This window comes from Streptosporangium sp. DT93 (assembly GCF_049844535.1).
Classification (GTDB): Bacteria; Actinomycetota; Actinomycetes; order Streptosporangiales; family Streptosporangiaceae; genus Streptosporangium.
Window position 1 is genome coordinate 75317 of the sequence record NZ_JBNCLF010000002.1, and the last position, 11796, is coordinate 87112.

General features: G+C 74.1%; 13 protein-coding genes. 10 read left to right on the forward strand and 3 right to left on the reverse strand.

Annotation, left to right across the window (positions count from 1 at the left end; genetic code table 11):
• Positions 1-2: 2 nt before the first annotated feature.
• Entirely contained in the window at positions 3-731 is a 729-nt protein-coding gene (locus ACLQ2R_RS05635; protein ID WP_425958233.1) for a thioesterase II family protein, read from the forward strand.
• Between the two features lie 187 nt (positions 732-918).
• On the opposite strand, the gene ACLQ2R_RS05640 is transcribed toward ACLQ2R_RS05635, so the two are convergent.
• Positions 919-1827 carry an esterase/lipase family protein gene (locus tag ACLQ2R_RS05640; protein WP_425958234.1) on the reverse strand — a complete coding sequence of 303 codons (909 nt, stop codon included), beginning with the start codon at positions 1825-1827 and terminating at the stop codon, positions 919-921.
• 373 nt (positions 1828-2200) lie between these two features.
• Here ACLQ2R_RS05640 and ACLQ2R_RS05645 point away from each other — a divergent pair, with 373 nt between their 5' ends.
• The 3 genes from ACLQ2R_RS05645 (at position 2201) to ACLQ2R_RS05655 (ending at position 4949) form a co-directional block, all read left to right on the forward strand.
• A complete protein-coding gene (locus tag ACLQ2R_RS05645) occupies positions 2201-3109 on the forward strand; it encodes a carbamate kinase (RefSeq protein WP_425958235.1) in 909 nt (302 codons plus the stop codon).
• 26 nt (positions 3110-3135) lie between these two features.
• Positions 3136-4224: a ring-opening amidohydrolase gene (locus ACLQ2R_RS05650; protein WP_425958236.1), complete on the forward strand. Its 1089-nt coding sequence runs from the start codon at positions 3136-3138 to the stop codon at positions 4222-4224.
• Between the two features lie 161 nt (positions 4225-4385).
• A complete protein-coding gene (locus ACLQ2R_RS05655; RefSeq protein WP_425958237.1) occupies positions 4386-4949 on the forward strand; it encodes an SseB family protein in 564 nt (187 codons plus the stop codon).
• Here the strand turns inward: ACLQ2R_RS05655 and ACLQ2R_RS05660 are convergent.
• The gene (locus tag ACLQ2R_RS05660) at positions 4861-5871 is read right to left on the reverse strand and encodes a hypothetical protein (RefSeq protein WP_425958238.1); all 1011 of its coding nucleotides are present in this window, start codon (positions 5869-5871) and stop codon (positions 4861-4863) included. The genes ACLQ2R_RS05655 and ACLQ2R_RS05660 overlap by 89 nt on opposite strands.
• Positions 5868-6860, reverse strand: a complete 993-nt coding sequence (locus ACLQ2R_RS05665) for a hypothetical protein (protein WP_425958239.1) — start codon at positions 6858-6860, stop codon at positions 5868-5870. Before ACLQ2R_RS05665 ends, ACLQ2R_RS05660 begins: the two co-directional genes overlap by 4 nt.
• Positions 6861-7004: 144 nt before the next feature.
• Here ACLQ2R_RS05665 and ACLQ2R_RS05670 point away from each other — a divergent pair, with 144 nt between their 5' ends.
• From ACLQ2R_RS05670 to aroQ, 6 genes are all read left to right on the forward strand, one after another.
• Positions 7005-7160, forward strand: a complete 156-nt coding sequence (locus ACLQ2R_RS05670; RefSeq protein ID WP_425958240.1) for a helix-turn-helix domain-containing protein — start codon at positions 7005-7007, stop codon at positions 7158-7160.
• 91 nt (positions 7161-7251) lie between these two features.
• The gene (locus tag ACLQ2R_RS05675) at positions 7252-8088 is read left to right on the forward strand and encodes a prepilin peptidase (protein ID WP_425958241.1); all 837 of its coding nucleotides are present in this window, start codon (positions 7252-7254) and stop codon (positions 8086-8088) included.
• Positions 8089-8205: 117 nt separating this feature from the next.
• The gene (gene aroC, locus ACLQ2R_RS05680; RefSeq protein ID WP_425958242.1) at positions 8206-9384 is read left to right on the forward strand and encodes a chorismate synthase; all 1179 of its coding nucleotides are present in this window, start codon (positions 8206-8208) and stop codon (positions 9382-9384) included.
• A gap of 64 nt (positions 9385-9448) precedes the next feature.
• Positions 9449-9952 (forward strand): shikimate kinase, encoded by a 504-nt coding sequence (locus tag ACLQ2R_RS05685; protein ID WP_386234450.1) that lies wholly within the window; start codon positions 9449-9451, stop codon positions 9950-9952.
• A 106-nt stretch (positions 9953-10058) separates the two neighbouring features.
• Positions 10059-11135 carry a 3-dehydroquinate synthase gene (aroB, locus tag ACLQ2R_RS05690; protein WP_425958243.1) on the forward strand — a complete coding sequence of 359 codons (1077 nt, stop codon included), beginning with the start codon at positions 10059-10061 and terminating at the stop codon, positions 11133-11135.
• Positions 11136-11333: 198 nt separating this feature from the next.
• Positions 11334-11768, forward strand: coding sequence for a type II 3-dehydroquinate dehydratase (aroQ, locus tag ACLQ2R_RS05695; protein ID WP_425958244.1), 435 nt, complete (start codon positions 11334-11336; stop codon positions 11766-11768).
• The last annotated feature ends 28 nt before the right edge of the window (positions 11769-11796 follow it).

Here is an 11796-nt window from a genome sequence, read left to right on the forward strand (position 1 = left end):
GCATGACCTGGTTGCGCTGTGCCGTCCGCCGCCCGGCGGCGGACACGCGGCTGTTCTGCTTCACGCACGCGGGCGGGTCGGCCACGGCCTACCGCGAGTGGCACGGGCTGCTGCCCGCGACGGTCGAGCTGCACGCCACCCAGCTTCCCGGCAGGGCGGACCGGTTCTCCGAGCCGCCGCCGGAGAGCATCGAGGCGCTGGCCGACGTGCTGACCGAGACGATGCTGCCGCTGCTGGACCGGCGTTTCGCGCTGTTCGGCCACAGCATGGGGGCGACGGTCGCCTACGAGGTCACCCGCCGCCTGGAGGCGCGCGGGCTCGCCCCGGCGCGGCTGTTCGTGTCCGGATCGCCGGCCCCGCACGAACCCCGCGACACGCGCGCGCTGTCGACGTACGACGACGACGCCCTGGTGGCCGAGCTCAACAAGCTCGGCGGCACCGAGGTGGAGATCCTCGCCCACCACGCGATGCGCGAGATCGTGCTGCCCTACGTCCGCGCGGACTTCCGTCTGCTGGAGGCGTACCGGTACCGGCCGGGGCCGCCGCTGCGGACCCCGATCTCCGTCGTCGTCAGCGACGCCGACCCGGTGGTGACCCCGGAGCAGGCCAAGGCGTGGGAGGCCCGCACCGTCTCGGAGTTCTCCCTGAGGGTCTTTCCCGGCGACCACTTCTACCTGCAGCCGCACCGCGCGGCGGTGGTGGGGGAGGTCGTCCGGTCACTGACGGGGTGAGCCGGCCCCGGAGGTCTCGAGGTGGTTCGCCCGGAGGTCGGGCGGGCCGTCCGGGGGTCTTGAGGCGGTTCGCCCGGGGGCTTCGGGGTGGTTCGCCGGGAGGTCTCGGGGCGGGGGTCGGGAAGCTCCGGGGTGGGTGGCCGGGAAGCTCCGGGGTCGTTCGCTCGCAGGCTTCGCGGCGGGCCGTTCAGAGGATGAGCGCGAAGCAGTCCGGCCGGTAGTCGCGGGGCATCGGCCCCGGGGTCTCCAGCGCCTTGTTGACGTAGGAGAGCATCACCGGGTCGAGCGTCTCCAGGTTGTGCCCCAGCGCGCCCTCGACGGCCCCCTTGAGCGGGCAGTCGTCCTGGAGCAGCCGGTTGGTCACCCGCTCGGGCGGCCCCTCGACGAAGGTCGAGGCGGCCTCCTGCTCGGCCCGCAGGCCCAGGGCGGTGTAGTCGACGCCCGGCTCGACCATGGAGGGGGTGGAGAGGCGGCGCATCAGCGGCGAGCCCGGCCGCAGCTCGGCGCAGACCGTCTCCCGGCCGCACGTCCTGGCGAGCTCGCCGGTCAGCCGGTGGTGCGGCGCCCCGAGCGTGATCAGCTCCGCGACCTTGCCCGCCCCCTCCGGCGAGCGCATGTACGCCCGGGGGACGATCCCCCCGAGGCTGTGCCCGACGACCGCCACCTGCCGGGCGCCGGTGGCCTGGAGAACCCCCTCGACGAAGACGCCCAGGGTCCTGGCCGAGCGCTCGATCGAGTTGCTCCACCCGTAGTCGAGCGCGAAGACGCAGTAGCCCTGCTTGGCCAGGTACGGGGCCGCCACCGGCCAGGTGGCCGCCCCGTTGCCGCGTGCCCCGTGCACGAGCACCACCGGGTGGGGGGCGTCCTCGCGGGGCCGGCAGCCGAAGTCGTTGGCGGCCCGCAGGCCCGCCGACGCCATCCGCCCGGCCTCGGCGGTCATGTCGGCCCTCGGCGACGGAGACGGCGACGACGGGAGGGGGACGGCGGGTGTGCCGCTCCCGGCGACGAGCCTTCCGGCCGTGACGCCGAGCACCGTGAGACCGGCCGCGACACACAGGACGATCACGATGACCTGGCCGAGCCGGAGCCGCTCCACTCGATCCCTCCTCGGACATCGGAAAGGGGAGGTCCCGGTCCGAGCCTTTCCCGCCGTCCCGTCCCGGGGCTATGCCCTGCCCGCGCCTGTTGCCGTGCCGGCGTTGGCCTCCGGTGACAAGCGGGCCCCGGCCGGTTGGCGGGTTGCGCCGAAGGGCAGGCACTCCTTGGGCAAGGAGTGCCCATGAGACGCGGCGGGCGGGCCGTTAGCGTCGGCCTGTGGGCGAACCGGGCCGGGTACGTGGAACAGGTAAGTGAACCGGGCCGGACGGGTGAGCCGGGTAGGTCAACCGGGCCGGACGGGTGAGCCGGGTGGCTGAACCGGGCCGGATGAGTGAGCCGGGTGGGTGAATCGCGTCGGATGGGGGAGCCAGGTGGGTGAGCGAGTACTGATCGCGCTCGGCGGCAACGCGATGACGGGGCCCGACGGCGCGGCCTCCCCCCAGGACCAGCACCACGCGGTCGGGCGTGCCGTACGCCACGTGGCGGCGCTCGTCGAGGACGGCCACCGGGTGACGCTCACCCACGGCAACGGCCCCCAGGTCGGCAACCTGCTCCTGAAGAACCAGCTCTCCGCCCACGTCGTCCCGCCCGTGCCGCTGGACTGGTGCGTGGCCCAGACGCAGGCCACCGTCGGCACGCTGCTCCTCGACGCGCTCGGCGGCCGGGCCGCGGTCGTGGTGACCCGCACGCTCGTCGATCCCGCGGATCCGGCCTTCCAGGACCCGGTCAAGCCCATCGGCCGCTACTTCGACGAGGCCGAGGTACGCCACCTCGAAGGACTCGGCCAGACCTGGCGCCGCTTCGGCCGGGGCTGGCGCCGGGTGGTGGCCTCCCCGGAACCGCTGGAGATCCTCGACGCGCCCGCCGTGGTGGCGCTGACGGACGCCGGGTTCACCGTGGTGGCCGCGGGCGGCGGGGGCGTGCCCGTGGTCCGCGACGCCGACGGGCGGCTCGGCGGCGTCGAGGCCGTCGTCGACAAGGACCTGGCCGCCGCCGTGCTCGCCCGCGCGGTGGGGGCCACGGTCCTGGTCATCGCGACCGACGTCCCCGCCGCGGTCGTCGGGTTCGGCACCCCCTCGGCCAGGCCCCTGGGCGCGGTCGGCGCGAGGGAGCTGCGCACGCTGCACGCCGCCGGGCACTTCGCCGGGGGCAGCATGGGCCCCAAGGTCGAGGCCGCGCTGCGCTTCGTCGAACAGGGCGGCGACCGCTCGGTGATCACCTCCCTGGAGGAGATCGGAACGTCGCTGACCGGGAAGACCGGCACCGTGGTGCGAAAGTGAACAGGACTCAGTGAAAGGTGGCAGGGATGCCGGAACCCATTGAAGTGCGCAAGGTGCCCATCGAGAGCGTGACCGACGCCTCCGGCCTGGCCCGCCTCATCGACGAGGGGGTGATCGAGGCGTCCCGCGTCCTGGCGGTGATCGGCAAGACCGAGGGCAACGGCGGCGTCAACGACTACACCCGCATCCTGGCCGACCGCGCCTTCCGCGAGGTGCTCGCGGACAGGGGGCACCCCTCCCCGGAGAGCGTCCCGCTCGTCTGGTCGGGCGGCACCGACGGCGTGCTCAGCCCGCACGCCACGATCTTCGCCACCACGGACGCCGAGCCGGGCGACGAGCCCCGGGTGAGCGTCGGCATCGCGATGAGCGAGGTGATCCTGCCCGAGGACATCGGCCGCCCCGCGATGGTGGAGAAGGTCGCCGCAGGGGTCCGCGAGGCCATGAAGCTCGCCGGGATCGACGACCCCGCCGACGTCCACTACGTCCAGACCAAGACGCCCCTGCTCACCCTCTCCACGATCAACGACGCGAAGTCGCGCGGCCAGGACGTGGTGATCGAGGACACCGGCCCGTCGATGGACATCTCCAACTCGACCACGGCGCTGGGCATCGCCGTGGCGCTGGGCGAGATCGAGATGCCGTCCGCCGACCAGATCCACCGCGACCTGTCGCTGTACTCCTCGGTCGCGTCGTGCTCCTCGGGCGTCGAGCTGGACCGCGCGCAGATCGTGGTCGTCGGCAACGTACGGGGCATCGGCGGCCGCTACCGGATCGGCCACTCGGTGATGAGGGACGCCCTGGACGCCGACGGCATCTGGGAGGCGATCCGCTCCAGCGGCATCGAGCTGCCCGAGCGCCCCCACCCCTCCGACCTGGGCGACCGGCTGGTCAACGTGTTCATGAAGTGCGAGGCCGACCCGTCGGGCAGCGTCCGGGGCCGCCGCAACATCATGCTCGACGACTCCGACGTGCACTGGCACCGCCAGATCAAGGCCACCGTCGGCGGTGTCGCGGCCAGCGTCACCGGCGACCCGGCCGTGTTCGTCTCGGTCGCCGCGGTCCACCAGGGACCCAGCGGGGGAGGGCCGGTGGCCGCCATCGCCGACCTCGGCTGAGAACCTCCCGCGTCCTCGCCTCCCCGGAACGCCGGGGCGGGTACCCGGGACCGGGCGCCCCGGGGTGAGGAGCGCGACCGGGGCCGTACCCGAAGGCGGGGAACGGTGACCGGGGCGCGGCGGTCGCCCGCCCGTCCCGGCCGCCGGTAGGCTCCCGGTTCGTGCCGAGCATTCCGCAGCCCCTGGTCCCCGGCGACGACGGCGCCGCCGACGCCGCGGTCGCCTCCGCGCTCGCCGCCTTCGCCGCGGGGACGGCGCACGCGGGCGAGGTGGTCACCGCCCTCGGCGGAGCCCGGCTGCTCGTGCCGGTGGTCGCCCTGCTGAAGGAGTCGGAGATCGGCGAGCACGGCCTGCGGCAGGAGAAGGAGAGCGAGATGGCCCTCCCGAAGCTCGTCGGCGCCGACGGCCGCGAGGCGGTGCTCGCCTTCACCGGGGCGGACCCGCTGCGCCGGTGGCGCGCCGACGCCCGGCCCATCCAGGCCACCGCCCTTCAGGTCTGCCGGGCCGCCGTGCACGAGGGCGCCGCCGCCGTGGTGGTGGACGTCGCCGGCCCGGTGCCCTTCGTCGTCGAGGGCGACCTGCTGCGCGTCCTGGCCGCGGTCGAGTCGGGCACCCTGGACGGGCTGGGCCCCGAGGTCACCGTGGCGCGGATGGAAGAGCCCGCCGAGCCCGCCGAGTCCCCCAGGCGTCGGCGGTTCGGTTGGCCACCGCGTGGACGAGGTTGACCGTCAGGATCGCCGGGGCGATCACGGCGACGAACCCGCCGAAGTCACGCTCGAAGACCAGCGCGAGGATCACGGCCGTCACGCCGTTCTGCTGGGCCAGCCCCAGGTGCACCCGGTCGATGACGGGCAGGCCGTGGGTGAGCGCCAGCGCCGCGACCATCTGCGCCGCGTACGCGGCCAGCCCGAGCAGCACGCCCGTCCCCATGTTCGTCCCGCCGACGAGCAGCAGGCCCATCAGGAACGCCGAGAGCGCGAACGCCGCGCCCACCGCCCGGCCGAGCCAGCGCGCGTCCGGCAGGCGCAGGTACAGCCCGGCTGTCGCCACGCCGAGCATGAGGGAACTCCACGCGGCCGAGGCGACCGCCCCGGCCGCCGCCAGGTAGGTCAGGACCGGCGGGGCCTTCCTGACCAGCCGCCACACCAGGTAGGCGGCGATCGCGAACAGCGCGTTCCATCCCAGGTCGGCGAAGTAGGAGGCCGACAGGCCGCCCTGGCCCGAACCGCTCACCAGCGCCGCCGCGTAGACGGCCAGGATGATCGTCACCGGGTCGTCGAACGAGGACCAGGCCCCGAGGACGGTCTTCGCCCGGGGGGAGAGCCGGTCGTCCCGCATCACCCCGGCGACCGAGAGCGGGTCGATCTGGGCGACCACCACCGCCATGATCAGCGCGCGGGGGTCGCCGGAGACGAGGTGGACCACCCCGGCGATGAACGCCGCCTTGAGCAGCACCCCGACGGTGACCGCCAGCGTGATCAGCCGGACGTGCTCCCTGGCCTCGGCGCGGTCGATGCCGTGCGTGCTGCCGTACAGGCCGATCGCCAGCAGCAGGCTGCTGAGGAGCACGTACGCGCCCGAGTGCTCCAGCTCGCGCACGCCTCCCAGGTCGGCGGACAGCCAGCCGAGGCCGACAACGACGATCAAGAGCCCGATTCGGGCCACCGTTCACTCCTCGGGACGGAACGCAGGTGCCCCTGCGAGGTGGGGGGACGCGTGCGCTGGTTGATCGGCGGGAGGCCGAAGTGCCCGCGGATCAGGTCCACGAGCTCGGCCAGCTTGGTGTCGGCGGCGTCGACCCTGCGCTGGTCCAGGGTCACCCCGACCAGGTAGCGGGTCTCGTCGATCCAGTGGAGGTACATCGCCCCGCGCTCCACGTCGAGGACCGTGCGGACCAGGGAACCGCCCTCCATCCGGTGGAGCTGCCGGTCGAGCCGCTGGGTGAGCCAGCTGAGCTGGTTGCCGGCCTGGAGGTAGATCTTCCTGCGCTGCTCCTGGTCGGTGTCGTGGAAGAAGTGGGCCAGGTCGGCGTCGTCGAGCACGTCCACGTAGAAGCGGCACCGCTTGTCGGCGTAGTAGGCGACGAAGTGCAGGTCCTCCTGGTCGGCCATGGCGACACAGCTGGTCAGGGCCTTCTCCACCGAGGGCCCGATGCCGGGCATGGTGCGGATCAGGATCTCCGACTCGCCGATCACCTTGCGCTTGGTGGAGGTCGGCAGCGGGCCCATCCCGGCCTCCAGGTAGGGCAGGTAGAGGCCCCGCCGGTACTGGACGAGCAGGTAGACGCCGGTGACGACGGCGAACACGCTGATCCCCGTGGTGATCAGCCCGTGCACCTCGCCCGGCACCCCGCCCCGCCAGAGCACAGGACCGAAGGCCGCCACGAAGCCCAGCACGGCCTCGCCCGCCGCGGTGACGGTCAGCCCGACGACCAGCAGCACCGGCAGCCGCGCCCGGATCCGGCCGAGCGCGGTGGCGACCAGGGCGAGCGTGACGATCACCGAGATCACGGTGATCGCGCGGGCCACGTCGTACTCCTCGCCCTCGATGTACCAGGCGAGGAGTTCGAGCAGCACCGGCAGGAGGACGAGGGACGCGATGATCGCGGGCAGTTTGCTGAAGCGGTCCGTGTCCACGTCGTCCGGCCCTCCGGGGGTAGGGGGTCTGCCCCCAGCCTCCGTGCTCGCCGCGGTGCCCGTCAATGACCTCCGAGGTCACCTCGCCGCCCGGGGCCGGGCAGCGCGAGCAGACCAGGCGGGTCTCCCGGGGAGACCAGACGCTTGTTCGCGGCACCGGGCCACGGCGCGGTGGGCCTGTCGGAGATCGTCCGGGCGGCCGGGGTGACCAAGGGCGCGCTCTGCCGTCACTTCGACGGCAAGGCCGCCCTGTTCCGCGCCGTCCTGACACGAATACCGGAGGCGCCACGCGCCACCTGACCCCGCACACCCGCGGCCGGATCTTCGTGCTTGCCGGGGGAGAACGCCCGGATCGCGGGCGCGTGAGGGAGGTGCGGGCTATCGTCGCCCCATGAGCCCCCCGGCCTCCCTCGTGCTTCTCACCGTCCTGGCGGGTCTGGCGGGTCTGGCGATCGGCTCCCGGACGCGACGCCTGGTGGTCCTGTACGCGGTGCCCGACGAGAGGCTGCCCGACGAGAGGCTGCCCGACGAGAGGCTGCCCGACGAGAGGCTGTCCGGGGAGACGGTGCCCGGGGGAACGGTGTCCGGGGAGACGGTGCCCGGTAAGACGGCGCCTGGCGAGAGGGCGTCCGAAGTGAGACGGCCCGCCCGCTCCCGCCCGGCGGCCGGCGCCGTCGAGGCGGCCACCGCGACCGTGCTGGCGGCCCTGGCGCTGCGTGCGCTGTGGCCCGGCCTGCCCGCCGGGACCGGGGTGACGACGGCCGGGAGGGCGGGGGAGCTGCTCGCCTTCGGCTGGCTGGCGGTGGTGGCCGTCGTCCTGGTCTTCGTGGACGTCGCGGTCCACCGCCTGCCCGACCGGCTCACCCTGGCCGCCTACCTGGGCACCGCCGCCCCGCTGGCCGCGTCGGCCCTCGCCGACGGCCGCCTCGCCGACCTGCTCGGAGCCGGGCTCGGCGGCCTCGCCCTGGCCGGGTTCTACCTGGTGCTCTTCCTGATCAACCCGGCGGGCATGGGGCTGGGCGACGTCAAGTTCGCCGGGAGCCTGGGCACCGCCCTGGGCTGGCTGGGCTGGGACACCCTGGTGACCGGCGCCTTCCTCGGCCTGGCGGCCGGTGGCCTCTACGGGGCCGCCCTGCTGCTCCTGCGCCGCGCGGGCCGCGAGAGCGAGATCCCCTTCGGCCCGTTCATGGCGGCGGGCACCCTCGCCGCAGTCCTCACCGCACTCTGAACCCGCCGCCGTTCCCACCGCGCTCCGTCCCCTCCCGTACGGCCCGGTGGGCCCCGGCGTGTCTCAACCTGTGAACCCGGACCATTCCAGTGGGCGGCACGTGGAAGACTTGGCACCATGTTGCGCTGGTTGACCGCCGGAGAGTCCCACGGCCCCGAGCTCGTCGCGATCCTGGAAGGGTTGCCCGCCGGGGTGGAGGTGACCACGGCCCAGCTGGGCGAGGCGCTGCGCCGCCGCCGCCTCGGCTACGGCCGCGGGGCGCGGATGAAGTTCGAGCAGGACCTCGTCACGATCGCGGGCGGGGTCCGCCACGGCCGCACCCTCGGCAGCCCCGTCGCCATCCGCGTCGGCAACACCGAATGGCCCAAGTGGGAGACGGTCATGGCGGCCGACCCGGTCGATCCGGAGGTGCTGGAGGGCCAGGCGCGCAACGCGCCGCGTTCCCGCCCCCGCCCGGGCCACGCCGACCTCGCCGGCATGCAGAAGTACGGCTTCGACGACGCGCGCCCGGTGCTCGACCGGGCCAGCGCCCGCGAGACCGCCGCCCGCGTCGCGCTCGGCCAGGTGGCGCGGAGCTTCCTCAAGCAGGCCCTCGACGTCGACATCGTCAGCCACGTCGTCTCGATCGGCGGGGCCGCGGCCACCCGGGGCGTCCTGCCGGGGCCCGGCGACCTGGAGGCGATCGACGCCGACCCGGTGCGCTGCGCCGACCCCGAGGGCAGCGCCGCGATGGTCGCCGAGATCGACAGGGCCCACAAGGACGGCGACACCCTCGGCGGCGTCGTCGAGGTCGTCGCCTACGGCCTGCCGCCGGGCCTGGGAAGCTACACCCACTGGGACCGCCGCCTCGACGCCCGCCTCGCGGCCGGGCTGATGGGCATCCAGGCGATCAAGGGCGTCGCGGTCGGGGACGGCTTCGAGACGGCCCGCCGTCCGGGCTCCCGGGCCCACGACGAGATCGAGAACACCGAGAGCGGCGTCCGCCGGATCACCAACCGGGCCGGCGGCGTCGAGGGCGGCATGACCAACGGCGAGCCGCTGCGCGTCAGCGCCGCGATGAAGCCGATCTCCACCGTCCCCAGGGCGCTGGCCACCATCGACGTGCTGACCGGCGAGGCGGCCAAGGCCCACCACGAGCGTTCCGACGTGTGCGCGGTCCCGGCCGCCGCGATCGTCGCCGAGGCGATGGTCGCGCTGATCCTGGCCGACGCCGTGATCGAGAAGTTCGGCGGAGACTCCGTCGACGAGGTCGCCCGCAACCTGTCCGGCTACCTCTCGTCATTGGTGATCAAGTGAGCGGGCGCCAGGCCCGGGGAGCCTCCGGCCTCCCGGCGGGCGGCCCGCGGTCCGAGGAGAACACGTGAGTCCCCGAGCAGTGCTGATCGGCCCTCCCGGGTCGGGCAAGTCGACCGCAGGACGGCTTCTGGCCGACCGGCTCGGCGTGGCCTTCCGCGACACCGACGCCGACGTGGAGCTCGCGGCGGGCAAGCCGGTGAGCGACGTCTTCATCGAGGACGGTGAGGAGGCCTTCCGCGCGATGGAGGCCGACGCCGTGCGGCGGGCGCTGGCCGAGCACGACGGCGTGCTGGCCCTCGGCGGCGGCGCGATCCTCGCCGAGGCCACCCGCGAGCTGCTGGCCCCCCACCCGGTCGTCTACCTGGAGGTCGGTCTCTCCAACGCGGTGCAGCGGGTGGGCCTGGCGTCGGCGCGCCCGCTGCTCGTGCTGAACCCGCGCAGCCAGCTCAAGAAGCTGATGGACGCCCGCCGCCCCGTCTACAGTGGCCTGGCCACGATCACCGTGGCGACCGACGACCGTTCCCCGGCGGAGGTCGTGGACGAGATCGTCTCGCTTCTGAAGGAGTGACCGCGACCGGGCGCCGACGCGCCCGCGCACGCGGTCACCGGCACACCTCACCACGGAGTCCCCACGTGTTCCAGAACGCAGCCCGCGCGCCCATGGCCGGTGACAGATGACCGTCACCCGCATCTCCGTGAAGGGCGAGAGCCCGTACGACGTGGTGGTCGGCGCCGGGGTGCTCGGTGAGCTGCCCGGCCTGCTGGGCGCCGGGGTCCGCACGGTCGCCGTGGTCCACCCGGAGGGCCTGCCGGAGATCGCCCGCCCGGTCTGCGGCGCGGTCGAGGCGGCCGGGTACGAGGTCGTCCCGCTGCCGGTGCCCGACGCCGAGCGCGCCAAGACGGCCGAGGTGGCCGCCGCGCTCTGGTCCGCCTTCGGCCGCGCCGGCATGACCCGCTCCGACGCCGTGGTCGGCGTCGGCGGCGGCGCCACCACCGACCTGGCCGGGTTCGCCGCCGCCACCTGGCTGCGCGGCGTCAAGGTCGTGCAGGTGCCGACGACCCTGCTGGGCATGGTCGACGCGGCGGTGGGCGGCAAGACCGGCATCAACACCCCCGAGGGCAAGAACCTGGTCGGGTCCTTCCACCCGCCGGCCGGGGTCCTGTGCGACCTGGCCACGCTGGTCTCGGTGCCCCGCGACGACTACGTGGGCGGCCTCGCGGAGATCATCAAGGGCGGGTTCATCGCCGACCCGGAGATCCTCAGGCTCATCGAGGACGACCCCGAGGGCGCCCGGCTCCCCGAGGGGCGGCACACCCGGGAGCTGATCGAGCGGAAGATCCAGGTCAAGGCCGACGTCGTCGGCGCCGACCTGCGCGAGAGCGGCCTGCGGGAGATCCTGAACTACGGCCACACCCTGGCCCATGCCATCGAGCGCGTCGAGGGCTACCGGATGCGGCACGGCGAGGCCGTCGCGATCGGCATGGTCTACGCGGCCGAGCTGTCGCGCCTGGACGGCAGGATCGGCGACGACCTGGTGGAACGCACCCGGTCCGTGCTGACCTCGGTGGGCCTGCCCACCGCCTACCGCCGCGAGGCCTGGCCCGAGCTGCGCGACCACATGCGCCTCGACAAGAAGAGCCGCGGCGCCACGCTGCGCTTCGTCCTGCTCGACGACCTGGCCAGGGTCTCCCCGCTGGTCGACCCGCCGGAGGAGCTTCTCGAGGCCGCCTACCACGAGGTCGCCCGATGAGCCCTGTGAGCTCGACGAGCCCTGTGAGCCCTGTGAGCCCGGCGCGCCGGACGTACGGAACGCACCTGGCGCGTCAGGCGGGCGGGCACGGCAGGTCCGGCGGCGCCGGGGGTGCCCGGCGGGGGGCCGGGAACGGCCCGGTGAGGAACGTCGGCCGCGCGGCAGGCGCGCGGTCATCGAGGAGCGGTGAGTGATCCGATGAGACCCGTCTACGTGCTCAACGGCCCCAACCTGGGCAGGCTCGGCACCCGGGAGCCGGACGTCTACGGCGCGGAGACCTTCGCCGACCTGGCGGAGCTCTGCCGGGAGACCGGCAGGGCGCTCGGCCTCTCGGTCGACGTGCGCCAGACGAACGACGAGGCCGAGATGCTCGGCTGGCTGTACGAGGCGGCCGACGGGCGGATCCCGGTGGTGCTGAACCCGGCCGCGTTCACCCACTACTCCTACGCGCTGCGCGACGCCATCGCCCAGCGCACCGCCCCGCTGGTGGAGGTGCACATCTCCAACCCGGCCGCGCGGGAGGAGTTCCGGCACACCTCGGTGGTGGCCGCGGTGGCCACCGGCACCATCGCGGGCTTCGGCCTGAGGTCCTACGTGCTGGCGCTGCAGGCCATCGCCGACGGCACCGGCTGAGGTCTACGTGCAGGTCCCGCGCGCCATC

Excerpts from the sequence above, each read along its gene's own strand:
- aroC (WP_425958242.1), top strand. The coding sequence starts at position 8,206 with ATGTTGCGCTGGTTGACCGCCGGAGAGTCCCACGGCCCCGAGCTCGTC.
- ACLQ2R_RS05635 (WP_425958233.1), top strand. The coding sequence starts at position 3 with ATGACCTGGTTGCGCTGTGCCGTCCGCCGCCCGGCGGCGGACACGCGG.
- ACLQ2R_RS05650 (WP_425958236.1), top strand. The coding sequence starts at position 3,136 with ATGCCGGAACCCATTGAAGTGCGCAAGGTGCCCATCGAGAGCGTGACC.
- aroQ (WP_425958244.1), top strand. The coding sequence starts at position 11,334 with ATGAGACCCGTCTACGTGCTCAACGGCCCCAACCTGGGCAGGCTCGGC.
- aroB (WP_425958243.1), top strand. The coding sequence starts at position 10,059 with ATGACCGTCACCCGCATCTCCGTGAAGGGCGAGAGCCCGTACGACGTG.
- ACLQ2R_RS05675 (WP_425958241.1), top strand. The coding sequence starts at position 7,252 with ATGAGCCCCCCGGCCTCCCTCGTGCTTCTCACCGTCCTGGCGGGTCTG.